General features: G+C 57.5%; 25 protein-coding genes. 6 read left to right on the top strand and 19 right to left on the bottom strand.

Annotation, left to right across the window (positions count from 1 at the left end):
• Nucleotides 1-333: 333 nt before the first annotated feature.
• Nucleotides 334-867: a hypothetical protein gene (locus ABIB60_RS18505; RefSeq protein ID WP_354581965.1), complete on the top strand. Its 534-nt coding sequence runs from the start codon at nucleotides 334-336 to the stop codon at nucleotides 865-867.
• Between the two features lie 854 nt (nucleotides 868-1,721).
• Here the strand turns inward: ABIB60_RS18505 and ABIB60_RS18500 are convergent.
• Entirely contained in the window at nucleotides 1,722-2,423 is a 702-nt protein-coding gene (locus tag ABIB60_RS18500; protein ID WP_354581964.1) for a hypothetical protein, read from the bottom strand.
• 525 nt (nucleotides 2,424-2,948) lie between these two features.
• Between ABIB60_RS18500 and ABIB60_RS18495 the strand changes: the two genes are divergently transcribed.
• Complete coding sequence (locus tag ABIB60_RS18495) at nucleotides 2,949-3,113, top strand: hypothetical protein (protein ID WP_354581963.1); 165 nt, start codon at nucleotides 2,949-2,951, stop codon at nucleotides 3,111-3,113.
• A 21-nt stretch (nucleotides 3,114-3,134) separates the two neighbouring features.
• On the opposite strand, the gene ABIB60_RS18490 is transcribed toward ABIB60_RS18495, so the two are convergent.
• From ABIB60_RS18490 to ABIB60_RS18465, 6 genes are all read right to left on the bottom strand, one after another.
• Nucleotides 3,135-3,623 carry an SMI1/KNR4 family protein gene (locus ABIB60_RS18490; protein WP_354581962.1) on the bottom strand — a complete coding sequence of 163 codons (489 nt, stop codon included), beginning with the start codon at nucleotides 3,621-3,623 and terminating at the stop codon, nucleotides 3,135-3,137.
• A gap of 199 nt (nucleotides 3,624-3,822) precedes the next feature.
• The gene (locus ABIB60_RS18485; RefSeq protein ID WP_354581961.1) at nucleotides 3,823-4,494 is read right to left on the bottom strand and encodes a recombinase family protein; all 672 of its coding nucleotides are present in this window, start codon (nucleotides 4,492-4,494) and stop codon (nucleotides 3,823-3,825) included.
• Nucleotides 4,495-4,737: 243 nt separating this feature from the next.
• A complete protein-coding gene (locus ABIB60_RS18480; protein ID WP_354581960.1) occupies nucleotides 4,738-5,598 on the bottom strand; it encodes a DUF5712 family protein in 861 nt (286 codons plus the stop codon).
• Complete coding sequence (locus tag ABIB60_RS18475; RefSeq protein WP_354581959.1) at nucleotides 5,598-6,176, bottom strand: BfmA/BtgA family mobilization protein; 579 nt, start codon at nucleotides 6,174-6,176, stop codon at nucleotides 5,598-5,600. The genes ABIB60_RS18480 and ABIB60_RS18475 overlap by 1 nt, the downstream gene beginning before the upstream one ends.
• A 1,150-nt stretch (nucleotides 6,177-7,326) precedes the next feature.
• Nucleotides 7,327-7,830, bottom strand: coding sequence for a hypothetical protein (locus ABIB60_RS18470; RefSeq protein WP_354581958.1), 504 nt, complete (start codon nucleotides 7,828-7,830; stop codon nucleotides 7,327-7,329).
• 431 nt (nucleotides 7,831-8,261) lie between these two features.
• A complete protein-coding gene (locus ABIB60_RS18465; protein ID WP_354581957.1) occupies nucleotides 8,262-8,885 on the bottom strand; it encodes a TetR/AcrR family transcriptional regulator in 624 nt (207 codons plus the stop codon).
• Between the two features lie 103 nt (nucleotides 8,886-8,988).
• Here ABIB60_RS18465 and ABIB60_RS18460 point away from each other — a divergent pair, with 103 nt between their 5' ends.
• Both ABIB60_RS18460 and ABIB60_RS18455 read left to right on the top strand, forming a co-directional pair.
• On the top strand, nucleotides 8,989-10,005 hold the full coding sequence (locus tag ABIB60_RS18460; RefSeq protein ID WP_354581956.1) for an SDR family oxidoreductase: 1,017 nt from the start codon (nucleotides 8,989-8,991) through the stop codon (nucleotides 10,003-10,005).
• A 261-nt stretch (nucleotides 10,006-10,266) separates the two neighbouring features.
• Nucleotides 10,267-11,244, top strand: a complete 978-nt coding sequence (locus ABIB60_RS18455) for a S41 family peptidase (RefSeq protein WP_354581955.1) — start codon at nucleotides 10,267-10,269, stop codon at nucleotides 11,242-11,244.
• Nucleotides 11,245-11,623: 379 nt separating this feature from the next.
• Here ABIB60_RS18455 and ABIB60_RS18450 read toward each other — a convergent pair whose 3' ends face one another.
• The 5 genes from ABIB60_RS18450 to ABIB60_RS18430 form a co-directional block, all read right to left on the bottom strand.
• On the bottom strand, nucleotides 11,624-11,830 hold the full coding sequence (locus ABIB60_RS18450) for a hypothetical protein (RefSeq protein WP_354581954.1): 207 nt from the start codon (nucleotides 11,828-11,830) through the stop codon (nucleotides 11,624-11,626).
• 272 nt (nucleotides 11,831-12,102) lie between these two features.
• Nucleotides 12,103-12,795 carry a LytR/AlgR family response regulator transcription factor gene (locus ABIB60_RS18445; protein WP_354581953.1) on the bottom strand — a complete coding sequence of 231 codons (693 nt, stop codon included), beginning with the start codon at nucleotides 12,793-12,795 and terminating at the stop codon, nucleotides 12,103-12,105.
• A gap of 6 nt (nucleotides 12,796-12,801) precedes the next feature.
• Nucleotides 12,802-13,812, bottom strand: coding sequence for a sensor histidine kinase (locus ABIB60_RS18440; RefSeq protein ID WP_354581952.1), 1,011 nt, complete (start codon nucleotides 13,810-13,812; stop codon nucleotides 12,802-12,804).
• Between the two features lie 10 nt (nucleotides 13,813-13,822).
• Nucleotides 13,823-14,230 (bottom strand): hypothetical protein, encoded by a 408-nt coding sequence (locus ABIB60_RS18435; RefSeq protein WP_354581951.1) that lies wholly within the window; start codon nucleotides 14,228-14,230, stop codon nucleotides 13,823-13,825.
• On the bottom strand, nucleotides 14,230-14,970 hold the full coding sequence (locus tag ABIB60_RS18430) for a hypothetical protein (protein WP_354581950.1): 741 nt from the start codon (nucleotides 14,968-14,970) through the stop codon (nucleotides 14,230-14,232). The genes ABIB60_RS18435 and ABIB60_RS18430 overlap by 1 nt, the downstream gene beginning before the upstream one ends.
• A gap of 753 nt (nucleotides 14,971-15,723) precedes the next feature.
• Here ABIB60_RS18430 and chrA point away from each other — a divergent pair.
• Nucleotides 15,724-16,920 (top strand): chromate efflux transporter, encoded by a 1,197-nt coding sequence (gene chrA / locus ABIB60_RS18425; protein ID WP_354581949.1) that lies wholly within the window; start codon nucleotides 15,724-15,726, stop codon nucleotides 16,918-16,920.
• Between the two features lie 86 nt (nucleotides 16,921-17,006).
• Here chrA and ABIB60_RS18420 read toward each other — a convergent pair whose 3' ends face one another.
• From ABIB60_RS18420 to ABIB60_RS18390, 7 genes are all read right to left on the bottom strand, one after another.
• Nucleotides 17,007-17,399 carry a RidA family protein gene (locus ABIB60_RS18420; protein ID WP_354581948.1) on the bottom strand — a complete coding sequence of 131 codons (393 nt, stop codon included), beginning with the start codon at nucleotides 17,397-17,399 and terminating at the stop codon, nucleotides 17,007-17,009.
• Between the two features lie 111 nt (nucleotides 17,400-17,510).
• The gene (locus tag ABIB60_RS18415; RefSeq protein ID WP_354581947.1) at nucleotides 17,511-18,473 is read right to left on the bottom strand and encodes a helix-turn-helix transcriptional regulator; all 963 of its coding nucleotides are present in this window, start codon (nucleotides 18,471-18,473) and stop codon (nucleotides 17,511-17,513) included.
• 124 nt (nucleotides 18,474-18,597) lie between these two features.
• Nucleotides 18,598-19,014 carry a hypothetical protein gene (locus tag ABIB60_RS18410; RefSeq protein ID WP_354581946.1) on the bottom strand — a complete coding sequence of 139 codons (417 nt, stop codon included), beginning with the start codon at nucleotides 19,012-19,014 and terminating at the stop codon, nucleotides 18,598-18,600.
• A 178-nt stretch (nucleotides 19,015-19,192) separates the two neighbouring features.
• A complete protein-coding gene (locus tag ABIB60_RS18405; RefSeq protein WP_354581945.1) occupies nucleotides 19,193-20,308 on the bottom strand; it encodes a DUF5694 domain-containing protein in 1,116 nt (371 codons plus the stop codon).
• 277 nt (nucleotides 20,309-20,585) lie between these two features.
• A complete protein-coding gene (locus ABIB60_RS18400; protein WP_354581944.1) occupies nucleotides 20,586-21,620 on the bottom strand; it encodes a replication initiation protein in 1,035 nt (344 codons plus the stop codon).
• Between the two features lie 1,337 nt (nucleotides 21,621-22,957).
• The gene (locus ABIB60_RS18395) at nucleotides 22,958-23,251 is read right to left on the bottom strand and encodes a hypothetical protein (protein WP_354581943.1); all 294 of its coding nucleotides are present in this window, start codon (nucleotides 23,249-23,251) and stop codon (nucleotides 22,958-22,960) included.
• 22 nt (nucleotides 23,252-23,273) lie between these two features.
• Nucleotides 23,274-23,915, bottom strand: coding sequence for a nucleotide-binding protein (locus ABIB60_RS18390; protein WP_354581942.1), 642 nt, complete (start codon nucleotides 23,913-23,915; stop codon nucleotides 23,274-23,276).
• Nucleotides 23,916-25,305: 1,390 nt separating this feature from the next.
• Here ABIB60_RS18390 and ABIB60_RS18385 point away from each other — a divergent pair.
• Entirely contained in the window at nucleotides 25,306-26,598 is a 1,293-nt protein-coding gene (locus ABIB60_RS18385) for an erythromycin esterase family protein (protein WP_354581941.1), read from the top strand.
• Nucleotides 26,599-26,665: the final 67 nt, after the last annotated feature.

Genomic DNA, 26,665 nt, shown 5'->3' with positions numbered 1-26,665 from the left:
ACAGGAGAAACAGCCATCACCAGTTGCCCAACCTAGACGGTCGTATAGATGATGTGGAATAGTAATAAGTGGCCTCTAGTTAAGAATAATCCTAACTCATACTTTTCCAATAAGTAAACGTTACGTTAACTAGCCTCGTGGCCTGAGCCCTTTTACTTTTCCTCGTGCACCACGCGCGCTGTGTTTCGCTTTAGCGCTATACCTTGTTCTTTCTTGTCCCAGGTACTCGCCTCTATGCTGTGACTTCTTCTCCTCCCGCTGCTGCTTTTTGCGTGGTTGCCCCTCCAGGCCTGTGACTGCGACGGCGGGCGTTTGGCGTGGACCTATACCAAGATGCAAGAGCAATTGCAGCGCAATACTCACGTCTTTCTCGGGCAAGTGCTTTCCGCCACCGATTCTACCTTTGAGGTGCAGCTACTGGAGGAATTCAAAGGCCACGTCCCGCGCCCCCGCCTTCACGGGCGCATCTCTCAGAGCAATTGTGGGATGCTCGTAGCGGAAGGGGTCTGGATCTTTTATACCACGATGAATGCGGCAGGTACCATGCCCGAACTCACCTATTGCTCGTTCTCGGGCAATCTGACCGAGCCCTACCTGCTGGTCATGCCCCCGGATCCTTCTCTGGCAGAGGACTCGCTGGCCCGTGAGCACTACTATCAAGAAAAGCGAACGGAGCTGCGCGCGCTGTTCCTGCAGCACTGGCTCACCGAGTACCCGCTGCTGGTGGCCTATCGTCGTCAGCATGTGCCGGCATCTTCTGCCATAACCGTCAGTACTTGGCTGGCCGCAATGGCACTAGGGGTAGCACTGCTGACTTTATTGATCGTACTCCTGAAGAGAAAAGGGGCTCAATTAGGAGCAACTTAACATAGTATTTACTTATTGGACAACGATTCGCCTAGTCGTTCTACCTAGCAATACATTAGTTGCGGACTGGTGCCTTGCGCTGCGCCTGCTTTCTAAACAAGATAATGTGCAACACAAGTAGGAAAGGCACTGCCAAAAAAGTAGGAGCCTCATATGCTCGAAGATCAGAGTCCTGAGCAATTACACTAAGAGGGTTATCCCGTGTGTAATCCCAATGACTTACGCTTAAGGCACTAGCTATCCACCACCCAATCATTAGATAAGGTATCCACATGAGTATCCACCGCATCCAAAATCGGCGTAGCCTAAGCATTACTCCATACAACAACAGCACAGCAAGACCAATCCATAGGAGTTGTGGTATCCACCATACGGCTGCTAATATCCAGTATTCCAGATTTTTAGCACCAGAGTAAAGTAGGAAATGTATCAGCATGGTGCACATGTGCTAGTCTAATTATAATAAGTCTCTGGCCGGTTGGTTGCTTGGGGTGCGGTCAAATCCCGTGTGTGCAACGTGTACGGTTTCAAGTCAGTTGCGCAGGCGGATCTGGCAGGCCTAGAATCAGCCTAGTAGGCACTGTGAAGAAAGCAGTTGCCCGAATTTAGGGAGTTAACTCACAAGAATTTGATGAATCTACCTCTCTTATGGCACGAGTTCACACGGTAAGTAAACAGGATTGTAGCTGTAGTGGGAAATCATAAATAGTGCGTCTCCTGTCTGGTTTTTATCCCTTAACATATTGGGAGTTTCAGGACTCACATTGGGATACTGCCATTTCTAATGAACATATGGACTTGGCCAGAATAGGCATTACCTCTCTAGCCGATCCTCTCCTCACTAGATTGTCCTTTTACTTCACTGCTCTACTTGAGCGTGGCTTAGTACGGGCGTGGTGCTGTGCCAGGGCTCGTCGCACTTCCGCGGCAGATCGTAGCCCATCCAAGTAGGGTCGGGGCGTACGGTCGGGCTGGTAGCGAGGACGGCCAGTAACGCTGTTTAGGCCTGTATACCGAAATACCTGGGTTTCCCAGTGAGAGAAACGGCCAACTGCTCTCTCTTTTTTATTTCCTGGCCCGACAGACAGCATCACTGCTTCCTGTACCTCGGCGTAAACCAACGCCAGCAACTCCTTTTGTCCATCTTGGTCTACGTCGACGAAAAAGAAAGCTGCTAGGTTCGTTATATCCCCTATGGGCTCCAGCAGCAACACGTGCACGGCATATTTATCCGGTTGAATGGGGTCGAGCACGAATAGTTCGGTTCCCTCCCCTAAGGAATGGTATTCATCTCGCTCGCCATGGGAAAAAAATAGCTGAGGACCGTGGACACTCGGTCGCCATGCATATTGGATGAGCTCCCCATAAAATGAAGCGGGAAATAGGCGCTTGAGGAAGGTACTATCGGTTTCATCAGCCTTCCGCTGAACAATGCCTCGTTTCAGGATCGCCACTTCGTTTTGCAATGCTGCCTCGTCGGCTGTAGGCGTTATATGTTGTGCTCGCGCTGTAACACAACTACCCACTAGAAAAAGCGCGGCTAGGACGTGACGCATAGGTGAAATGAAGATGGGACAAGGTATGCTTCTACCATATATACTTTAGCTTGCTATGCGCTTACCGGCCTGTACTTAAAATCGCGTCCCCTGCCACCACATAGAGGGCATTTAAAAGTAGCGTGACCCCGTGTTCAAATTACCTAGCTAAAAACGCCCCTGAAAACCGCATTTCAGGGGCGTTTTCGTGGGGTGCCAAAGTGTTTAGAATAAACCTCGTTTAGCTGTACAACTGCCCATGCATACCTATTGGTATGGCAAAGTAGTCCTACGGGTCAGATTGAGTTCAAGAAACTGGTTCACTTTTCAAAGTTCAGGAAACTCAGATTTGTGATGCGTTTAGTGAACATCTGAGGCACCACATATGCCTGAGTAACGGGACGAGAGCATCAAAAAGTGTGGGGCAGCTGGACAGTAACTCAGCTAGGCAGTAGCAGAAAGGGCTGTTTGACCTATCATTTTTTTTACCAACGAAAGCTTCCCAAGTTAATCCAAGAGGCGTGTCAAACGGCTGCCCCACACTTTTTGATGCTCTCCAACAGTGCCCACATCATGCAGTTGGTGGCCGACCTGCATGAGCGCCAAGTGCGCTTCGTGGCCTTGGACCTAGGCATCGACACTGCCACCCCCACCGGCGTGGACAACGAGCCCAAAGAAACCGTAGAAGAGTGGCTGCCCGCCGTGGTGTAAGGCAAAAACGGGCACGCCCCGCTACTCCTCATCTTCTTCTGGCGGGCGAGCGCTCAGCAGTAGCTCGGTAAATGTGCTGGTCCGCATCATCTCCCGCAGTGCGTTGCTTTCGTGGTCTAGCACCACTACCTCGCTGTACGCGGGCAGAAACCGGATGGCCACCATATCGCCACCATCCGTTTCCCCGATGGGCAACAGGTTGGCCGGCAGCTCGTCCCAAAGCTCCGTGAGCCGTGGGCTGTTCGGGGGCAGCAAGGGGGGCATAGGTTCATCTAGTCCATCCAGGTGCAGGCCAAACAAGTCACAGATATAGACCGCAATGGGCATGAGCATCCGCTCAAAATCGCAGACGCCGCCATTGTAGTTCAGCAAAAAGGCGCGGTAGTCATCCGGCAGCCGGTAGCCTAGCGCCTGCTCAAACGCCTGCACCTGCGCTTCGCTCGGCAGCGTCATCGGGTACACCTCCAAACATATGGCGGTTGCCACGCCGTTCAGCACGATTTCTTTCATTACAGTTTATTTAATCTTAATTAAGTTAATTGCACCCTTAAGCTAGCTCCGCCACTGAGGTGGTCTATTGCAAACGGACAGTGCGTTGAGATATGTTGGATTTCAAGCCCTATTCCAATGGGTGGGGCGAGTGTTAGCCGTGGTCAGAGCGGAACATTTATGTGAGCGTACCCAATCACCTACATAAAACTTATCCCGCTCAGGACATGGTAGTAGCACCATGAGGTAACAGTCGCTTAACGCCCATGGGATGAAAGGCTTTCCCCCGCCGCGTCCGATACCCCGATTCGTTGAGCCGGGCCGCAATCTCGCGCAAGCTCACGCCGGTAGCGCGGAGCAATACCGCTAACTGCGCGGCCTGCCGATTACTCAGACTAGCCTGGGCATTGCGTTGCAGGGACTCTAGCGCTCGCTGCCGCGAGACCTCCGTTAGGTTGGCCGGCGTGCCCAGCTGAAAACCCCGCGCCTTCTTGGCGGCCAGCGCATCGCGGGTCCGGGTGGAAATCGCCGTGGCCTCCTTCTGGGCCACCGCCGCCAGGATGTGCAGGGTAAACTCATCGGCTGCGGGCAAGTCCACTGCTTTAAAGCGCACGTGACTTTCCATGAGCGTCGCGAGGAAGGCGACATTACGCGCCAGTCGGTCGAGCTTGGCCACGAGCAGCACCGCTCCCTCCTGCTTGGCGTGCGTGATGGCAGCTTGCAGCTGGGGCCGGGAGTTCTTGCGCCCACTCTCAATCTCGACAAATTCGGCCACGATAACTGCTTCGCTACCGACGAAGGTCCGCACGGCCGCTTGCTGAGCTTCGAGGCCGAGACCAGACTGGCCCTGACGGGCGGTACTCACGCGGAAGTAGGCGACATAGCGCGTCATCAAATAAGCGAGGTCAGGAGTGGATTTGACGCAAGATAGGGGTTTGTCACGTTTGTTAAACGTCCGTTCAACAAACGTAACACCCGGGTAGACCAGACGAGCCCTACGCTTTCGGTTTCGACGCTTACCCCCCATCGGCTGCGTCCACTTAAACCGAGAGCGGGGATACAGGATAGGGAAACAGTCATTCCCTGCCGAGCAAAGCTCCGCTCGCCGGTGCCTCGCGCTACGCGTACGCTCGAGTTAGTAGCCGAGCCCTCGGGCTCGGCGGTGTTTCTGCTCAACAGCCTGAGCCTGTTCGATGACCTGTTCGATGACCTGCTGGTGCTCGGTAATCGGCGGCTGGGGAAGCGTAGACGGCTGCTCAGCCAGCACCTGCTTACGCAGCGCCGCGCATTCCTCCAGGGTGCCGTGCTGCATGGTGTAGGCGTAGCGAAACGTTTCGACCAGGGGCCGCTCGTAGCCGAACAGCTGGTCAAAGGCCTGCTCGACCCGCTCTGAATACTGCTTGCGTTCGAACCCTCCCCGCACCACCCCGCGCTGCGTGTCTTTGTGATTAGTCAACGGGCTCAGGTGGTAGGGATTCTTCCGCTTCAGCTCACCGGCCTGCGTGCGCTCCCGGTAGCGGGCCAGGTTCTCCGTGCGGCTGACCAGCACGTGCACGTGCGTCTGCTCGCCTTCCTTTGGTTGACCCCGCTTCACCTCCCCCACCTGCACCGCCCGGTCCTGGGGGCCGGTGGTGCGCGCGTGCTCTACCTTGGCGAAGTACACTAGGTCGCGGCCCGCGATGCCCTTGCCAAAGTTGGCCGCGTACTCCTCCATCGCGGCCCGGGTGTAGGCGCGCAGCGGCTCGGGGTCACTGCCAAGATGGCGCAGCTCGGCCTGGCTCGGAGCCAGGATCACCTGGTAGTACTTGTCGGCGGCGCGGTTCAGGTTGCGCTTGTTGCCGTCGAGCGTGGCCACCACGTGGGCGGCGGGCACGTCCTGCCGGTCCAGGCTGAACCACTGCCCCGGCACCTCCTTTTCCAGGTAGGCCACCAGGCCCGCGCAGCTGCCCGTGCGCTGGGACAGCCCCTTACCGGAGCGGGGGATTTTGGCCACCATCAGGCCGGCTGGTTGGGAGAAGCAGGGGGCGGTAGGGTCGCAGCCGCCGGCGTCGGCGCGGGGGCTCGCGGAATAAACTGGGCCGGGTTCAGCTCCCGTCCGAGGACGCTCGTGCACACCTTGCGCAGCGGGGCCAGCTCCGGGAAGGCGTCGTAGCTGGGGGCGGCGGCGCTCAACAGATTCGGGTGCCGGTACTCGGGTTTGAAGCCTTTGCGCACCACCGCCGTGAGCCAGTGCTCCATCTCTGTCAGCTGGGGCCCAGTCAGGCCGATGGGAGCAGCCGTCCACTCGCGTAGACCCTGCACGTCGGCCAGCAGAGGCTTGAGGTAGGTCTTTTCCTGTTCCCGGATAAAGCCAATCGTGCGCTTATCCACCTGGTCGAGCTTGGCCGTGAGTTTGGCCAGGCTCGTGGTTAAATCCGGGCCAGTGGGCTGCCGGGGGTCGGCCTTGGTCACCCGGAAGTACTGCACCATAGCGGCCAGCAACTCGGGGTTGCTCAGCTGGTACTCTTTGGCCAGCTGCCGGAAGGCCTCATACGCGGGCGCATCGGCGGCAATCGTTTTGACCTTTGACGTCATATAAAACGTTAATTTTTGCCTAATTATTAGGCACTTAGATACGTAAAAAGTTTTAGTAACGTCACGTATAAACCTGGTTACACATCTAACTACTTTACTAACAATGTATTATTAGCGAGCGAAACGGTATGCAGGAAGATGCATCAGATCGCAATAGCGTTCCTGCTCGCTTATATTCCAGAACGACGACGTCTGGGGTACACCTGCACCATAAGGGCGTTGCCGTTACCCGGTTTCGGTTGACTAGGCTACGGGAATGAGAGGGAAGTGAAGCACAACAGCATGACCTACTACCAAGCTAGTTACTATATACTTGCTGTTGTCTAGGTTAGGGTACAAACTGCGCCAATTCTTCCCCTTGTTGGTGGAGTTTCCGGTTAAAAAGGAAGCCCAGTACCGACCGATTGGGCGGGGCCTATCTTCTGCAAAATATACTATGCAACCGACGCCAGGTGTAGTGGCCTTGCAGCGGTGCCTCGTCCTGGGTGGAAGGGTAAGGCTGCACTGCTGGGGCAGCAGGTTGAGTTAGCTGCCCCGCTTTTCCAGCTCTGGGTTAGGCATTAAAAGGGGGCTCGTAATGGCGTGTACCTGTGCCTTGATGGTATCAACATTCTGGCTCACGGGGTCAGCTCATAACTCCTGGAACGCGGCAATCCTCACAGCCTTATTAGGCTCGGCTCGAAAAGTGGCACGAAACTTCGGGCGCCTGCTCTCCACCACTAGGCCAGCGAACTCACCTAGAAGCGCATCACCTGTTGGGCACAGCTGACCAGAAGCACCAGTGCCCGAATGCAGAGCAGTTTTATTGAAGATTAACGTTACACTCAGGTCTGGAATTGGAAGAAGTAGTGGCTGCCGTTACCGTCAACTAAAGGCTGGTGAGAACGCATGGCGTAAATGGCCAGCAACGGCTGGGGCCCAAGAAGACGAGGTAGCGTGTCCAGACGCGTTGGCTTGCCCGAGCCAGCTTCGATTGATAGATGTGCGCACTCTATTCAGTAGCCTGACATATAGGCAGTAGGGAATGCCAAACCTAGATGGGTAGCGTGGCAGCCCGACGGAGCTTCAGCGCATGCAGCAGCTGAACAAACTAGAAGCCCCTACCTATGGCTGAAACTCACAGGCAGGAACTTAGCAAATCGGGCCGCATCTATTCCTTATAGATGTCAAACTTGACCAGTGGCACCCGGCCAAAATTCTTGCTGGTGGCGGCCGTGGCTGTGCCGTGCTCGGGGTCGAGGGCGTGCAACCGCTCCCGGCCGTCGCGGTGCAGCAGCCAGCTGCCGGTGGCCGCCTCGTAGCGGAAGGTCACGTGGCGCGTCCAGCGCTGGGCGCTGCCCCCGGAGTGCTCTACCGTGAAGTAGCCGTTTTTAATGGCCAGGCCAGTGAACGGGTCGCCCATCAGGCCGCCGCAATCTACGCAGTACACGGCGTTGTCGGTGCGGGCAGCCAGGGCAAAAGTGCCGCCAGCCCCGCCCACGAACACCAGCAGCGGGCGCTTGGTGGGGTGGCTTACCACGTCGGAGGTCTTGGCTTCGTCGGGCCGGTGCAGCACCACCAGCCAGTCCGGCAGCGCGTCGCGGTTCAGGTCGCCCTGCGCGGCCTCGAGCACGGCATAACCCGCCGGTAGGGCCCGGCGAAGGGCGGCGGGCAAAGCCGGCGCTGGGGCGCGCTCAGCTTGAGGCGAACCCGCAAAGAATAATGGACCAAGAATCCAGACGGGCCAACTCAGCATAGTAACTATCTTTAGAACAAGGCCACTAGCAGGGTTACTTCTTAAATGCTTCTTGGGAGCAGTAATCTGCGCACAAAGAATCGAAAGTAGGGCGCTAAGTAGGGCCTCACCAGCCAACCCGCCTCTTTGAGCTGATAACAGTTGCACGTACTGCCGATCTTAACTGGAAAGTAAAACCAGTGGATGCTTTCTGCTTACTAAAGTTACGAGTGGGCGAAGCGCTTACATGTACAGTAGTGCACCAACAGCGGCACAAACAACAAGCTCAGCATGTGGTGGCAACTGAGCTCCAGACAATAGCAGAGCGAGGCCGTTTTCGCTGCTCCTGCTCCTGCTCCTGCTCCTGCTTCTTATGATTGAGCTGAGGGCAGTAGCAGGCCACCCTGAATCAGGGTGGAAAATGTGGCCGCTGCTTCCAACTCACTAGACTGTCCGCTCAACATCAGTACGGAAAGGGCCTCCCCTGCGCCAACCAGCCCAACGCAGCGCTGGTACAGTGCCCCAGGCGGCAGTGAGCTGTAGGGGGCCAGGATAGCCTGAAAGAATTGCACGTAACCGGCCAGCAATTCCTGCTGCACGACGCTCATTTCCTCACTGCCGGCCAGGGCGGCCCGGACCGCATGCCACTCCTCCCCCATGTCGAGGGAGCAGCGAATGTAAGCGGCAGCGAGTACGGTGGCCGTGCCCTGCAGATCTCGCTGGCTACTGGTCAGTGCTTGCTGCAGGCTCTGAACGTGCTGCTCATCCAGCAACTTATACAGGGCTGTCAGCAGTCCTGATCGGGTGCTGAAGTGTTCGTACGCTATAGGTTTGGAGACGCCGGCCCGGGTTGCCAGATACCCCAGGGTTAATCGGTCCGCACCTTCCTCCCGAATGATAGCGAGGGCGGTGTCGAGCAGCTGACGGCGACGTTCGGCTTTGGATAGTCTGCCAACCGGGCGCTTAGCCGCGTCTGATTCTGAAGAATGAGTCATTGATAGAGTAGCTGCTGTCCGAACAATTACATAACCTACTATTGGTAACTTACCAGTAGTAGGTTATGTTTGCCAAAAGTACGTACTACCCACTTGCTTCCCCATGACTCACCACCCCATTCTATTAGTTGGCGGCTCCGGTACCGTAGGCCGCTGGGCAGCCCGCTTGTTGCACGATGCTCATCCGCAGGTGCCTTTACTGCTCGGGGGCCGCAACCTGGCCAAAGCCCAGGAGGCCGCAGCCGAGATACCCAGTGCCGAGGGCGTTGTAGTTGACCTATCGGCCGATGACTTGGGGCTGGGACACCGCCCAGTAAGTGCCGTGGTGGTCCTGTTTACCGACGAACGACTGGGCGCGCTTCGGTTTGCGCAAGCTCGTGGCATTCCGCACCTGAGTATTTCCGCGGGCATCTTCGAAATGGGACCTGAGGTAGCGGCGTACGTGCACCAGCCGCAGGCCGCTCCCGTAGTCCTAGGTACGGAATGGCTGGTAGGCGCTACCACGATACCCACCCTGAAATTTGCCCAAGCGTTCCGCCGAGTTACCGACGTTACGATTGGGGCGCTTCTGGATGAACAGGACGTTACCGGCCCGGCGGGCTACGTTGACTTTGAGCGCCAAACCAAGGTTATGCCCGCGGCGCTTGTTCGGCGCGAGGGAGCCTTTATCTGGCAGGCGGGGGACGAATCTACCTCCACCTTTCGCGCCCTGGATGGCACCGAGCAACGGGCCACCACCTTCTCCTTCTACGACGTGCTGGGCCTGGCCACGGCGACTGGCGCGCCGAACGTGGAGTTTAAGCTGGCGTTTGGCGTCAGCTCCACGCGCCGGCAGGGCGGGTCGATGTCCACGGAAATCCTCATTGAACTGGCGGGGGAAGACCATGCGGGTCAGCCGCTGCGCACCCGACACGCAGTAGTGCACCCCCAGGGGCAAATGCCGTTAACGGGCCTTGGCGTTGCCTTGCTGCTGGAGCGGCTGCTTGGCTTGGATGGACAGCCCGCGGTTTCAGCCGGGCTGTACTTTCCTTACCAATTGCTGGAGCCCCGTACGTATTTGGCCCGTCTTCAGGAGATTGGCGGCCAGATACTGACGTTAGATGTTCTCCCAGCGCACTAGCATTCAGTTGGGCTTTGATCCTCGGCAGTATCATGTACTACCTGACTACTCAGGGCCACTAGTTAAGCAGGGGACAAGACGTAGGCTTCGGTAGTGTGGGGGTACTGGATAAACGCTTGCAGTCTTGACCGAAAACGGGGCCGGCGGAAAATAATGGGTATCAGGCAACCATGCTTCTTTGGGGGGCATCTGTCGCGTGTAACCGTTTTCCAGCGCATTCACTATCTGCTCCCTGTGCTATCATCTCGTATCGAGCCCTTGATGAAACTACTGGTTTTACCGCTCCTGGTGGCTGCCAGCAGCTTGTGCGCCCAAACCACCAAGACGGCGGCGACGCCTTCGAAGGAGGTGGTGCAGTACTTGGCCCAGGTTCAACAGATCATTCGCAAGAAGGCCCTGTACGCTGATTCCATTGACTGGAGCCGGCTCCGTAAGGAGGTCGGGGTAAAATCCCAGGGGCTGACAACGGTAGCGGACTGCCAGCCGGTGCTGGACCACATTATGCGCACGCTTCGCCAGGCCGGCGACAAGCATTCATTTTTCCTGTCCACGGATAAAGCCACTAACTGGACTTCCACTAGTTACGCGGGTCAGCAAGCTGAAAGCCGATACCTGGGCGAGGGGATTGGCTACGTTAAGGTCCCGGCATTCAGCTCGATGAATGCAACGGCAGGGCAAACCTTTTCTGAGGACATACAACGCCAGATAACGGCCCTGCAAACGCAACACCCCGTAACGGGGTGGGTACTTGACCTGCGACACAACACGGGCGGTAACATGCGCCCAATGATCCAGGGTATTCAGTCCCTGCTTGGCGAGGGCGTGTACGGCTACTTCATTTTTCCTCGGAGTACGTTTCAAAGGCAACTGCCTCTGTACAGCTGGAGCGGGCAGAAAAAGCAGCTACCGGCCAGGGCGATACCTGCCGAGCCGAAAAGGATAGCGGTTCTGATTGACTCCATGACTGGCAGTAGCGGCGAGATGGTGGCCATTGCCCTGAAGGGGCTGGGTCACGTGAAGTTCTTTGGGCAGCCATCGGCGGGCTACACGACCACCAACGGTACCTACCAGCTCTCGGATGGGGCCTACCTCTTGCTGGCAACCGGCTACATGGCGGATAGAAACCGGCACACCTACTTGCCTAACATCATACCGGATGTAGTGGTAGAACAAACGGCCGCGGAGGCCCCGGACAAGACGATAGAAGCTGCCAGCAGCTGGTTGCGGGAAGGTAAGTAGGGCTGATACCGTGTGGCTCGGCACGTTGGCAACTCGTTTTCCCTGACTTGGCCGTTGTCCTGTATAATCGGGTCCGGACAGGGCAATGGCCAGCTCCGACCGAAACCTTGAATAGCTTGCGCAACGTCCGTTGCCCGCACCGTGACCATACTCCTGAGCGGCCGGCTGTTTTCTAGCCGGCTGAGCTTTGTGCTCTTGGCCCTGGATAAGCACAAGGCCCGGTGAAATCTCAGCCAGCAGGACTTGACCAGGGCAACATTCCTTTTTCAGGTGCTAACTCTAGCCGGAGGAGCTTAGTGTTCCTGGCACACCTTAAATGAAAAAGCCCCTCCGGTGCGGAGAGGCTTTTTACATCTTTTACCAGATTGACGAATAGAGCTTAGCGCCGGATAAAGCCTTTGGCTTGCCAAGCCGCTACGTTCTGCGTGCGCACAAAGCGCGTTTCCATGTGCCCCCAGGCATCGTGACGGTACATAACTGTTTTACCGGCTTCCCGCTCATTCATGGCCTGGATCTGCTCGGCATGTGAAAGCGTAGGCCCGACTTCTTCACTGACTTTGCGGGGGCGTTTACTAGATGTTGACATATAGCGCCAACGCCTGATGCTGCTCAAAGAGTTCAGCTTCTGCGGTGATACCCAGTACTAGACCGTAAATATGCATTCGCAGATGAATCAATTTGCCTGCCAAGCGGTGATTCGGCGCTTTCCAGGCCCTGCTTTCTTACCAACTGCTTTGGCAACTTGCCGATGCAGCGCAACCTGGGGAACAACGTGAGCCCTACTCTCCTATGGACTGATACGAGTGCTACTGATCCTGATAAAAACGGGCGTAGCCAGGGAGTGTGGTACGAATTTCGTCAGCGGATGTTTTTCTTCAGCAGACGGTCCTGTAGGGCCTGCCGGTAACTCTCCGCCAGCGGAATAGTGGCCGTGCCGACAGTGACTTGGTGGCGCTCAATCTTGCGGATAGCCTTCAGCGCCACGATGTAGGACTTATGCACCCGGATGAATTCGTCGGCGGGCAAAGTATCCAGCATGTCCGCCAGCGTCATGCGGGTGCTCACCTGCCGGTCCTGCTCGTGGATAAACAGCAGGTTGGTGTCCGATTGAATATAGAGCACCTGCCCCACATTCACCCGAATCCAGTCGTAGCCGTCCTTCACGAAAATTCCGGGGGAGCTCTCAGGGGCGGGCGGCGCCTGGGCGTAGGCCCGGTTGCAGGCCTGCAAAAACCGGCCAAACTCGATGGGCTTGAGCAGGTAGTCCAGCGCCTGCAAGGAAAAGCCCGCCACGGCATGCTCCGCGTACGCCGTGGTAAACACAATGGGCTTCTGCAGCGGCGCTACCAGCCGGGCAAACTCCAGGCCGTGCACGTCGGGCATCTGGATGTCCAGAAATAGCAGGTCCACGCGCTCCGTGTGCAGACACACCAGGGCCTCAGCAGTGCTGAGAAAGGTATGCGTCAACTCCAGAAACGGCACTTTGGCCGCGTAACGCTCCAGTACCTGCAAGGCAGCGGGCTCGTCATCGATGGCAATGGCGTGCAACATAAGTAGCTAGAGGTCAAGCGTAAGAGTGACGGTAAATGAATCAGCGGTTTGGTCGATGCGCAACTCGTGCCGGCCGGCGTACATGAGCGCCAGCCGCTGCCGGGCGGTGGCTATGCCCGTGCCATGCCCTGGCAGGAGTGCAGCCGGGGGCCGGCTGTTGGCTACATGCAGCCGTAGCCGCCGGTTTTCCACCGTCACGTCCAGGTCGATGTAGGAAGGGTGGGTAAAGCTGATGCCGTACTGGTAGGCATTTTCGATGAAGGGAATCAGCAGCAGCGGGGCAATGGTGGCGGGTTGGCCGTCCCAGTCCAGCCGGGTACTTACGCGCAGGGTGGCGCGCTCCGGCAACCGGGCCCGCTGCAAGGCCAGGTATTTTTCTAGGAAGGAAAACTCGTGTTCAATGGAAGTGAGCGGCTGGGTTGATTCCTGCAGGGTAAAGCGCATAATTCCCGCCAGTTGCTGAATCAGGTCGGCTACGGGCTCGTTGTCGGCGCGCTGGGCCTCATTGTAAATCGTATTCAGGGCATTGAACAGAAAATGCGGGTTCACCCGGGCTTTGAGCGCCGTGAGTTCGGCCTCCGTTTTCTGCTGCTGCAGCTCCACCTGGGCCCGGCGGGCCCGGAGCGCGTCGGCTACGTACCCATAGGCCGCAATTACGGCCAGCAGCACGGCCGTCATCAGCAGGTTCTCGTCGATAAACTCGGGCACGTGGTCGGTGCGCAGCTGCAGCAGCTCAAACAGTACCCAGGCCAGCGTCAACAGCCACGTGCCGTACTGCCAGCCCCCGCTCGGGCGCAGCATCCAGCGCCGGAACGCCAGCCGGTAGTTGAGGTGGGCCACAGCCCCCAAAGCCGCCAGCAGCAACCCAATGCCCAGCAGGTAGCGGGCCAGGCTGCCCACCTCGGGCGCCGTTTCCCCGTGCCACATGCCGCGGTAGAGCAGCCCGGCCCAGTACACCAGCAGGCCGGTCAGCACCGCACCGAAAAGCAACACCGGAACGTGCCGGGAACGAGGCATACCTGACAAGTTAGCGGGGGCGAGATTCGCCCGCGGGTTTAAGGCGCAGCAGCTCCCGCCGGGCCTGCTCCTCCCGCACGGGCACCATGAGCAGGGTCCGGGTCAGGAAATCAACTTCCTCTACGGCCTTGACAAAGTACGTGCGGCCGGGCTGGACCTCAAGCCACACCGTCTGGTTTTCGGAAAAATAATCCTTGACCGACTCCAGCTTCGTGCGCCCGGGGGGCACCTCCAGCTGCACGTACCGGTTAGCCGGCAGCGGCCCCCAGACTTTGTCGTTGAGCTTAAGCGTGTAGGTGTTGCCCCCAAACTCCCGCTCCCGGTACACAACCAGGCGAGCCGCCGGGCCGGGGGCTGCTTGGGCGGCGGCGCGCCCGCTGCTGAGCAGCCCCACCACTAAAAGCAGATGCGCTTTCATTACTTGGCGGCGCTGGCGTAGTTACGGGAAATATAGAAGCTGCCCGAAAAGTAGACTTGGCTGATGCGGTCCGAAGGGGCATCCAGGAGCTGCAGCGCCCCCGACTCCCACTGCCGGGCCTGCACTCCCCGCCGGTAACCGAGGCGCATGACGGGAAAGAAACTCGTTTTGCGTTTTTCCCGCTGGGCAAACTCCAGGTTGAGGTCCCAATAGGTGTTCGTGAGCTTGAGCGAGGGAATATTACCGGATTGGCTGTACTGGGGCAGTTGCTGAAATACGACGGCTTGGTTGGTGCGGTTGACAACGCTATAGTCGTAAAACAGACCGCCCACGCCCGCATTCAGGTACAGGCGCTGATTGCGGCCGTTGAGCACGTCGTAGCCCAGCATCATGCCCGAGTAGCTGGCATACGTGCGCCGGACGGCGAGAACCGACCGCTCGGATGGGGCCAGAAAATTTACCCCGTAGCCCGTCTGCATCAGTAGCTTCAGGCGCTGGTAGCGCCCCCCCACGTTCACGTGCACAAACGGGTCGAGGGGAGAGTCACGCTTGATCTGGTTTTGGCGGTAAAATGCCGCCATATTCGGCGTGCTGGTGACGGCCAGCACATACCCCACTTCCGTCAGCAGGCTAAACTTGAAATCACTTTTAGTCGGAATGGTTGCGACCCGAGCAGAGTCCAGGGTTTGGCCTAAAGCCGCCGGGCCGGTCAGCAGAAACCACAATAAAAGACGCTTCATAGCAAGTGGGAGTAGGTTAGTAGCCCAAAGCAAGCTGACTACCCGAACCCAGGCAACATTGCGTGGCCAACAGGCCCAAGTCTGTGGGCAAACCCCGCAACTTTGTGGCCTTTACTTTCCCAACCGCCCCTCTTGGTGATGCGCGAGCCTGGGTTCCGGCTTCTTCAGCGGCGCTACTTCATCTTGATAGCAAGATTTCTGAGGTGCTTACGCAGGTGGCAAGCCACTCGCCACCTCTTCTTCTCTCCCCTCAGTACCAAACCGGATTCAGGCTCCGCTTTACAGCAACGGGTAGCAGCGTGCTGGAAGGAGAACTGGTGAATTTTACCATAGCTTATATTTAGGGCTCTTATATTTTGCGTAGGCTGAATCAGGACGGAAAACTGCGTTAATTCCCCGTCCCAACTATTTCCAGTGTTCGCGCAGTACCCTGACCGGCTTACCCCTACACGCTTCTCCGCAAGAGTTGGGCAGCCTCGGTGGATATGCGTGAACGTACCCGCCGGAGCAAATTCTTCCGTTTCCTGGGGAAGTAGCAGGTAGCTGCATCTACTTCCCAACCCCTAAAGGTCCCCCAGCCCTTGGGGGGTTGTTGAGTACAAAAGCTTCTACTGTGCCCGGCCCCAGGTAGTTGGGGCCTTGCTGCAATCTACACCCTGGCTATACCCGAAAGCGCCGCTGGAGGCCGCCTGCCCACTAGCTGATCTGCGCGGGCAGTACATTTGCTTGTATCTCCTCCGCTTCGACAGCCGAATGTCTACTACAACTAGTACCTCCCTCACCGAATTAGCCGGGCTGTTTCTGCGCCTGGGCACTACGGCCTTCGGGGGCCCGGCCGCCCACATTGCCCTGATGGAGGAAGAAGTAGTGCGCCGCCGCGGCTGGCTAACGCAGCAGCAGTTTCTGGATCTGCTCAGTGCCGCCAACCTCATTCCTGGCCCTAACTCCACGGAACTGGCCATTCACATCGGGTATGAGCGCCGGGGCTGGGCCGGACTGCTGGTGGCCGGCATCGGCTTTATTCTGCCGGCCATGCTCATCGTTATGGGGTTTGCCTGGGCCTATGAGTACTTTGGCACCCTGCCCGCCATGGCGGGCGTGCTGTACGGAGTCAAGCCCGTCATCGTGGCCGTAGTAGGGCAGGCGCTGTGGAGCCTGGGCAAGTCCGCCCTGAAAACCTTACCCTTGCAACTGGTGGCGGGCGCGGCCCTGCTACTGGGAATGCTGGGCGTTAACGAGCTGCTGTTGCTGTTGGGAGCGGGCATCCTGGCCGGGGCCCAGCGCTGGCCCACCCTGCCACGTAAATCGGTTCCGCCCGCCTTACTGATTCTGGTAGCGGCTGTGGCCGGGCTGGCGTTGCTGCCCACCATTCTGGGGCTAGGGCCGGGTACTCATCCGGCTGTAGGAACTGCGGCCCCGCTCGGGCTGCTGCCGCTAGGGGCGGCATTTGTTAAAATCGGCTCGGTGCTCTACGGCAGCGGCTACGTGCTGCTGGCTTTTCTGGAGGCCGACCTGGTGCAGCGCTTCGGCTGGCTGACTCAGGCGCAGCTGCTCGATGCCGTTGTAGTAGGGCAGGTAACTCCGGGGCCCGTGTTTACTACGGCCACTTTCGTGGGCTACGTGCTGCTGGGCTGGCGGGGGGCCTTGGTAGCTACGGTGGGTATCTTCCTGCCCGCCTTTGCGTTTGTGGCGCTCAGTACCCGGCTGGTAGCTCAGCTGCGGGAGTCGCCGCTGGCGGGAGCCTTTTTGGACGGGCTGAATGCCGCTTCCTGGGCCTTGATGGCGGCCGTCTCGCTTACGCTGGCACGCACGGCCCTGCTGGACCTGCCAACAGTTCTGCTGGCGGCCGGTAGTGCCGGTCTGCTACTGCGCTACCGTATCAATTCTGCCTGGCTGGTGTTGGGCGGCGCAGCTGTGGGCTACGGGCTCCAGTACGCCGGTCTGCTGTAACAGCACCAATCCCCCCCCTTCCGTTAGCATTGCTCAGGTACACGTGGCCGCAGGAAGCCAGTGTGCTTCCTGCGGCCACGTGGCTCCTACTTCACGACAGTAGCCTCCAGCTCCACTGTTAGGGTAGCAAACAGGCCTTTTACTTCCAGCAGAGTAGTAGCCTGCCGGATACCGTGCTGGGCCAGCCAGGGTGCGTATACATCCATGCAGGTGGCGAAAAACTCCTGAACGGAAGTAGTGTACACGTTCAGCCGCACAATGCCCGAGCATTCGTAGCCCGCCTCACTGATAAGCTGCTCCAGGTTCTGAATGGTCTGCAGCAGCTGGGTGCGCATGTCGGCTGAGCTGGGCTGGCCTTCCGCATCCAGGGCTACCTGACCAGAGCAGTAGAGGGTGCCGGTGGGCTGCTGGACTTCAACGGCTTGTACGGAGTTGGTGAACTGGCCCCATTTCCAGGGGTCGATCGTGCGCTTTTCCATGAGGGTAGGCTGAAAGTTGGTGTTACCGGCAAGCATTCCGCGCTTGCCTTTCACAAAGGTTCACCCCCCCACTGACAGCCCTATGTCAGCATGTTTTGGGCACCCCCAAAATTATTCGGGTCCACAGAAAAAATCGAATGCCCGCCGGGCCAACTCCCGCAGCGGAGCTGCCAGGGCCGGCGGCTCCACAATGGCCAGAGCCCCGGCGAAGGGCAGCAGCCAGGTAGCCAGGTAGGGCAGCTCGCCAATAAACAGGGTCATTTCAAGCTGGCCATCGGGTAGCCGGGTCTCGTGCGCCCACCCGTACTGATGCTTGGTATCGTGCAGGTGCTGCACCAGGGCCGGCAATAACGCATCGGGCCGGAACCGCAGCACCACCCGCTCCCGCGGCCGGCGGGTGGCTTCAGCGGCCCAGTGCAGCAGCAGCAGGTCGGGGCGGGGAGCAAACTCCTGCGAGCTGAGCGTTAGCTCCCGGATGCGGTCCAGGCGGAAATTGCGCACGGTCTGGCGCAGGCGGCAGTAGGCTACCACGTGCCACTGCCGGCTCAGGTACAGGCTCACGGGCTCAATGTCACGGGTAGTGGGCGCTTCGTTTTCCGCCGTCTGGTAGCGCAGATGCACTACCCGCCGCATCGCAATGGCGGCTACCAGCTGCTGGTAAGCGGGCAGTTGGTAGCCACTGTCGCGGGGTCGCAGCACCTGAATGTGCGGGGCGAGGTGGTCGAGGTGGTCACGGTCCGCGTGGCGAAGCACCGCCCGCACTTTGGTCATAGCGGCCGCGCTCAGGTGGGCGGTGGGCGGGTCCGTCAGGTGCTCGGCCAGCTTTCCGGCCGTGAGCAGGGCCGTGGCTTCCTCCCGGGTAAACATAACGGGCGGCAGTCGGTAACCCTCGGCCAGTGAGTACCCGATGCCGGGTTCCCCGATCAGGGGCACACCCGCCTCCTCCAGCGTACGCAGGTCGCGGTAGATCGTGCGCAGACTTACACCAAACTGCTCAGCCAGGGCAGCCCCGCTTACCTTTCGTCGAGCCTGCAGCTGAAGAAGAATGGCAGTAACACGGTCAAATCGATTCATTGCGGGGACTCACGGGAAAGCGGCCGCTAAATAACGCAGAAGCCCGCAAAGCGCCCATGATGCTCATGAAGCCGCTAATCCCCCAGCAACGGCTTACGCACCGGCAGCGGCCTCACACGGGAAGTCAGCGCTGAAGCAGCCAGCTATAAGCGGTTGCCAGGTCTTCAAAAGCCGCCACGAACGGCTGGTGGGTACTGTCCAGCATCGTGTCCAGAGAGAAGCGAGCTGACAGCGCTACCGGGTACACGCAGGCAATGTAACGAACCCCGTGCGCCGCAAGCTGGGGAAACAGCGCCTCCCCTGCCCATTCCTCCCGCCCGGCCCAGCCAGTCGCAGCGAAGCGTGCATCATTCAGCAGCTTGGCACAAGGCTGCTGGTGCAGGCATCGCAGCAAAAACTCCCATCCTTCCCCCACTGCCCTCTCCTGGTACGAGCCCCGCCACTGCACGTACAGCCATTGGGCCTGGCTATCATACCAGATTTGCACCGAAGGCCGGTCACCCAAGCTAACCAAGCTGCTGTCCTCCATTGGGTATGGCAATAAGTGTCGGTTAAAGGTACTAAACCGAGCCATTGCAACACTATCGGAAGCCGAGTGCCTCATACCGCCGCTCGGCGCAGCAGCCCTGGCAGATTAGTGGCAGCGTGCGCGGTGTGCCTGGCAATGACCAGCCCCATTAACCCTGTCGGGCATAGCAAGCCTTTATCGGGTCCTGAGATTAGTTAGAGCACCCGGCCGGCGTGGATTCCAACATCGCCGGAACAGACACCAGCTCGATGTCCGTGAAGGTGCGCAGATACGCCTCCAGGAAAGGCTTATGCGACGCCCCAACAATCAGCAGGGCCCGCCCACCGGCGTGCGGAGCCGTAGCTTCCCGGATGGCGACGGCCATGCGCAGATTCTGAGCTTCCCAGGCGGCCACCCGCTGCCGGCCGAGGCGGCCCAGCGTAGGGCTGCGCAGCATCGACAGCCACTGCGCATCGGCATCCAGCTGGGCAAAGCGCGGGGAGTTCTTCCACTTCAGCACCGGCAGCACCTCGGCCGCGGAACTCAGCTTCATGGCTTCCGCCGGAATAGCCCGGAATTCGGGAGTGGCGTGGTTAAACAAGTCAACCTGCCCGGGCTGGGCCGTTACGGCTGCCTTCAGCGCCGCAAAATCCGGTAGGGCCGCGTCGCTCAGATGGTCCCCCGCCCCGTACACCCGCTCCTGACCCAAATCAGCCGCCAGGCGGGCAGCTAGGGAGGACATCTCGTTGCGCATGCTGGCAAAGCCGTCCAGGTGCTTCACCAACGCTGGGAAAATTCCGTCGGCGGCAATGCGCTCGGTCGGAGCCAGCCGCAGCCACTGCACCGTTGCGGAAAGCGGTTCGGCGGCGGCCACAAACCAGCTCGCCAGGCGGCGGCGCTCAGCGGGCGATAAATTCCCCTTTCGGCTTAGGCTATCGGCCTGCACCAGGGCCTGAACCGCCGTCAGGCGCAGGCTGGCCTGCGCGTCCTTGGCCATTTGCAGGGTGGGGCCAGCGTAGCTGCTGGCCGTGCCGTGGTAGGCTGCGTAGGCATCCAGGGTCATGACCTGCTCCCCGGACATGGCTTCCGTCAGAATAATATCGGGCTTGTACGCCCGCAGCCGGCACAGCACGGGCTCCAGCCACGCTACCTGAAATGTGGCCGGGGCCGAATCCAAATGCCCCATCCCAAACACCATCACTTGAGTTGGCGGCAGGGCCAGCAAGGGCTTGGCGGCGGCCGGGTCAAAGGCAGCCGCGCCGGTAGTGGGCCCCGTGGGGGTTGCAGGGGTACCCGGGTGGGTAGCCTGGCAAGCGGAAGCCAGCATGCCTACCAGCAAACCCCGCAAGGCAAGTGTGCGGCGGTATTTACGCGGATGGGTGTCCCCAGTCTCCAGGGCAGTAGAGGAAGGCCGGCCCGTCAGGATACTCGCTAGCAAGGGTATAGGGGTCACAATGGATATCGGAACATTGGTTTTAGCTACCAGCCACTTACGCTGGCAACTGCTCAGCTCTGGGCTACTCTCAACTCCCCGTGACCCTGACAGGTAAGCATTACCTGCAGGTACGACGGGGTAAACCGGTGAAAGTCGAGCAGTTACCGCTTTACTTCAGCACCGCATACAGACCCGGAAACTCCGTTTTCAGCAGGTTGATAGTGGTTCCGCCCAAGTTGTCAAACACTTTGTTACCGGCTTCGAAGTCGCGCAGCAAAGGGTGCGACACTTTCATCAGGCGGGCAATTCGGGCCTCATCGTCTCCCATAAAATCCAGCACGTGCTGGATCTGGGCCGGGGTCATTTTCAGCTTTTGCAGGCGGGTCATGATGCGCTGTTGCAGCGTTGGCAGTTCCGCCTGCAAGGCCAGCGTCATCTGTTTTTCCACGGGCCGGGCCGGACTGGTGGTTTTGGGTACACCTACTTCCTCCGCCGGATCCGCCAGCCGAACCTGCGGCTTGGGTATCAGGAAACGAACTGCTTTGACCTTCTTGCCATCCTTGATGGGCTCGTAGTTGACCACCCAGCCCAGGGAGTGCAACTCGCGCATGGCCGGTTCCAGCACGTAGCGCTTGAAGTCGTAGAAGAGCGTGTAGGTTACATCATTGTCGTCCCCAAGCACTTGTTTGCGCAACGCCTCAAACTCCACCTCCCACAGGCCCACATCGTCCCAGGATTTGAGCAGCCAGTACAGCCGGTGGGCATGCGCAGATTTAAGCGTGAGCAGAGACTCCAGTTCCACGTGGGTATACTGCTCGGCCAGCTGCAGCAGGAACGGCTTGATTTCCGGGGCAAAGTTGCCAGTCAGCATCCCCGTACCTTCGTTCAGGTCCAGGTAACTGATGATGGAGTAGGCGGTAAAGCGCTTTTTGTTGCCCGTCTGGGACTCAATGCTGACAACCTTCGACATGAGGCTTTTGCAGGCGTCCCGGATAGTTTCGTACACGCTGCCCCCCTTCTTCTGGGTCATCACCCGGTTGATGGGAATTGAGATGCCGGGCAGTTCGGTCTGGTCCTGGTGAATACACCCCAAAGCGAGGGCAAAAATCCGGGCTTCCACGTGCGTGAGCTTCAAGGGAGCCCGCACCAGCGCGTTGGCCTGATAGGCCCGGGGGTACAGCACGGGAAGGGCGGGAGCATGCATACGATAGGCGAATACGGAAGGCTAACCCACGAAGTTAAAAGGATCAACGTGAAATCCTACCTTCATTCACGCAATAGTCTGGATAGTGCCATTTTTCACGCAGAAGCACGCCCCCTGTCGCCTAGTGCCATTTTTCACGCAGGAGCTCCCCCCTCTCGCGCCTCGGTGCCATTCTTCACGCAGTAGTGCCATTTTTCACGCAGTGGTGCCATTCTTCACGCAGCAGAGTGCCATTCTTCACGTAGATGGTGCCATTTTTCACGCAGCAGGGTGCCATTTTTCACGCAGCAGAGTGCCGTTTTTCACGTAGATAATCGTTGTAAATAACTGAAAAACAACGTGTTATGCCTCCCTGAATATAGAATAGTAAGAATAGCTTAAGAATACAGAAGAGGCTCTGTTTTTTTTTGGTTGTTAATTTTTTGGCTTTATGAGGGTGAAAAAGTGCGTTTAGAGCGAAATGGGGCCGATTTCGGGTTGTTCGGTTCAGACAAGGCAGTTGGCCCCAGGAGAAAATCTCTCCGGGCATCTGCGTGAAAAATGGCACCCCCTCCCCTCCCCCCGCTCAGAGGGTCGCCGCTTTACAGTCAGCTAGTTGCCATCTACGTGAAAAATGGCACTCCCCTCCATCCTACACGCTGACGGGGGAAGAGCCGAGGTAGCAGATTTGCCCTTACCTGCCGATTCCGCGGCTCCGGACGTTAGGGGCAGCGTTGGCTGTTGACGTTGGAAAGAGCAGTTAGAATAATGGCCTTGCTGGGTGGTCCTCTGAATAAGAGCTACCCCCTAACCTGCTCAGCCAGCGCGGCCCAGCATACTTGCCGGAATGCAGGAAACTTCCCCGCGGCATAACTGGCCTGCTCTCCAACTTGGCCTGGCTTGGTGCTGCTACGGAGGCAGCTTCGGGCCAGGCCACCACGCGGTAGTTCATCCACCCTGGCCTATCAGCCCCGGGAAACTCACGGGTTAGTGGGCCGCAGCAGCTACTCCCTTCTGTTCGTCCGGTCAAATCGTCCGGTCAAGTTGCCTGGGCTAGGCTTCTACCCTACCCATGTATCCGCTTGGCAGTTTACTGATACCTGCTGTACACCTGGCGGCTCTATTGACACTATCGGCCTAAGCCTGCATAATCATACTTTGTAGGGTGGCATTATTCCTAATGACTGTCAGCGTAATAGCCTAGGTATAATGAGCGATAAAAAGACGTGTAAATCAAGATTTTACACAGTATAAATACACCTTATATTACAGCGGTAAGTAGGTGTGATTTCAGGTGTGGATTTACACCATTTTATTGTTTATAAATCCACACCTGAAATCAGGGGACCGGCTACTCCCTACTTATACTTCTTTTGCTCCCGCTGAATCTTCTCCTGAATCGCTTCTAACAGCCAGTCCTGGGTGGAGATGCCCAGCTTCGGGCTGGTAGGCTTACGGGGGCGTTTGGCCCGTAGCTCGTCGATAACGGTTAGCATGGTAGCCGGTAGCTTGATGTTGAAGTTCTTCAGCTTAACATCCGCGGCCTCCGAAGCCGTGAGGGAAGAACTACCACGGTTGATAACGGCATCAACCTTCTTTTCATCGAGGCTGGGCAACGGTAGCGTTGCTGCCGGTGCCGGAGCCTTACGCATGGGGGGCTTGGAGATGGCCATACTACTTGGTCACGTGGCTGAATAAAACATTAAGCTCGGCAACGGCTTTCTCGTCCACTGGCGAGTGCTCAAACACGGACAGCCCTTTGCTGGCAGCCGTAGCAAAGGCCTTGCGGTTGACAACGGGATAGTCCACAAAGTTGAGCTCCTCGTTTTCCCGCAATACTTCCATGGCCTCGGCATTGTCTACCCCACGAGTATCCGCCTTGTTCAAAAACGAGAACGTCTGTAGAGGGCTGGTGCGCACGTCCTGCACTTCCGCCAGCAACGACAGCACTTTGGATAGCGTCCAGATTTCGTACGAGCGGGGCGCAAACGGCAGCAGGTATCGATCGGAAACAAACAAGGCAGCGCGCTGGCTGGAGGTATCACGCCCACCCGTATCAATGATAATGTGCGTGTACTTTGGCTTAAGCAGCTCCACCTGCCGCCGTACCAGGGATCCGGTGAGCTGTACCAGCGTGTAGCCCAGCTCCCCGTTACGCGTTTCGCCCCGCCACGCAGTGAAGTCGGAGGAGCTTTCCTGCTCATCCGCGTCGACCAACAGAACGTCGTGTCCCTGCCGGGAAAGCCATACGGCTAGATTTGTGGAGATGGTAGACTTACCAGTCCCCCCTTTTATTCCGCCTACAGTGATTATCATGTAGTTGTGAAATGATGTGAGGTGTAGAATAAGGTGTGCTAGCAGGTGCAAAAAAATATTCTATTGCACTCAATTTTAGGTGTAAAAACGAACCCAAAAACACACCAGTTTAAGGTTGAGAAAGCAGGTGTTAGATTAGAGGCGTTTTCGGGTGCAAAATACGCAATTATTTTAGGTGCAATACTAGTTGCATAAGAAGTTATAGTTACTGGTGTACTTATAGGTATTATTTAAGGTGTAAATAAAGGTGTAATAATAGCTATAGTCTGTACCTTTTAACGGGTGGTGAAACGAGTGCAATTATAGGTGTAATTTAAGGTGTAAATCAGGGTGGGGGAAATAGGTGTGCTCTGTACCCTGTAATAGGTGAATAAAGGGGTACGAATATTCACCTGCATATAGATGCGTAATAAGGTGTAAAAAGGGTGTGAATCTGCGTGTGCTACACAACCTGTTTGTGCACTGGTTTTTAGGTGAGGAAATAGTAGCTGATTGCACTTTGCAGCAAGCATGAGGTAGGGCGTTTTTACGGTCCTTCGCGATGCAGCGCGTCTGATTATGGTAGCTAATAAATCAGGGTCGAGCTTTCGAGATCTGGAATAAACAGCACTCACAGGCAGGGGTAAAAACTGGCTTGGCCCCGCTGGAGCAGCGCTGACCCCTGAGCAGTTGTTCACTGGCTGATCAATTTGCCACTGTCAGGAGAGGGGGGAGCAGAGCCGTTGAAGTCACAGTCCCAAATGATTCGACTGAAGGGCAGTTGAGCCCCGGATAACTCACCATATCCGCGACCGGAGTAAGCAGCCCGAACCAGTGGGTGCGCTCTTCGGGCAGCAACAGCAGATGCCAGGCAAGCTTCTCTGCTGACTTACTGCACCAGTATGAACACGCTTCCCAAACATCGGCACTTATTCCGGCAAGCGAAGAAGTATTACTGCCGGCAGCGATGCTCTACGTTGGGGCAGCTAGCAAAGCGGAACAGGTCGGACCGGTAGTATGTAGCCGGGATGTGGGAGCCGTATCAAGTTTCCGATTCGGGCTTGAGGAAGTAGCTTGAGGTGGCGTCGGTGGGGTAGGGGCTTGCCAGTAGAGTATTGCCACTTGACGAGTAGGGTAGCGCGGGCAGTTAGGTAAGGCTACTATCACTGAGAACTAATGTGCGCTGGCAACACCAGAATTCATCAGATTGATTTATAACGGTAATCTACCGCGACGGGGTAGCGCCTACTGTAATGGGGGCCAGAACCAGCCGCTGATAGGCTAGGGCAGGAGCATAGAGGCTTCCGATTACTCCTAGCGGTTACGCTTTGGGTTGCAACCATGTCGCATCAATGGGCACTCTACCCCGCGCAACATCTACTTCCAGCCGGTTGCCTGCAAACCCTTCTTAATGCGAACCATTCCCCTTGTTCTCCTGCTGCTATGCCATTGCTTACAGTTACAGGCTCAGGCGATGACTAATCGATTAACCTATATGGAAGCTCAGGCCCTGCCGGTGCGTAATGTCGAGCCAACTAATGAAGATTACCGCGACTTGGCCCCGCTCAAGCAGCGTCTGCAAGAGGTAACTGTGGTAGGGCTGGGGGAGCCTATCCACTACGACGGCAGCTCGTTCAAGGCAAAGACCCGGCTTATTAAGTTTCTGCACCAAGAATTAGGCTTCCGGGTAATTGCTTTTGAAAGCGGCTTCTACGATTGCTACAAGGCTTGGCAGCAAATACAGCGGGGAAAAATGGCCGCTATTGCTGCCTCCAGGAAGTCACTGTACCCTTTCTGGATCAGCACAGAAACCGAAGAGCTGTTCAGATACATCGACCAGCAGAAAAACACGGATAAGCCGCTGGTATTGGCGGGCATCGACTGTAAGTTTTCAGGGGCGTATTCTGACCAGCAGCTAGTCCCCGACTTGCAGGCCTACTTACAGGGCGTCAACTCCCCTCTGGTCCAGGATACGGCCAGATGGAACGCTTTCAGTGGCGCCCTGAAGAGGGCAATACATACCTCGGACTATTTCTCCAAACCAAGCCCCGCGGACACGCTGGTGTTAACTACCGGTCTGAAAGATATTCTGGCAGACCGGCACGCGGGGGCAGCCGGTACCACCAGGCCGCAGGAGGAGCTCTTTTGGCAACAGTTCTGCCGGAGCTCACTTGCCGAAGTCACCCGAAAGTTTTCCCAGACCCAGGTACGGGACCGGCAAATGGGTGAAAACCTTGCTGCCCTGCAGAAAGAGCTGTACCCCGGGGCCAAAATCATGGTGTGGGCCGCCGCTTCCCACCTAACGTACCAGGGAGTAAATATTGACCGGAAGTTTTACCACCAAAACCTGCGGTTAGGAGATTACATCAAGCAGGGATACGGGAAGAGCTACTACAACATCGGGTTTACGGGCTACCAGGGCAAATTCGGGAAGCTCTTGTTCTTCCACATACTTACCCTGAAAAAACACAAGCGAAATAGCATAGAGTATGTGTTAGGGCAGACTGAGAAGCCCTATCTGTTTGTTGATCTGACCAAACCTGATCTGCCACAGTGGTTGCAGCAGCCCTTGGTATCGAAAGTATTCGGGTACAAAAGCACGCTCATGCGCTTGCCCTTGGTTATGGATGGCCTATTCTTTACGCGGGACGTTTTTCAAAATCACTGGATTCCGCCAGTGGCAACGCCCGACCAAAAACGCTGAGTACAGGTAACCGTTCGGGCCGCTAAGCACGGTATCTCTGACAGGGAAACGGCTATTCTTAGTAGGT

The sequence above is a fragment of the Hymenobacter sp. UYP22 genome (genome assembly GCF_040547285.1).
GTDB lineage: Bacteria > Bacteroidota > Bacteroidia > Cytophagales > Hymenobacteraceae > Hymenobacter.
The sequence above is the reverse complement of the archived record's forward strand: the minus strand, read 5'-3'. Positions and strand labels throughout refer to the sequence as shown.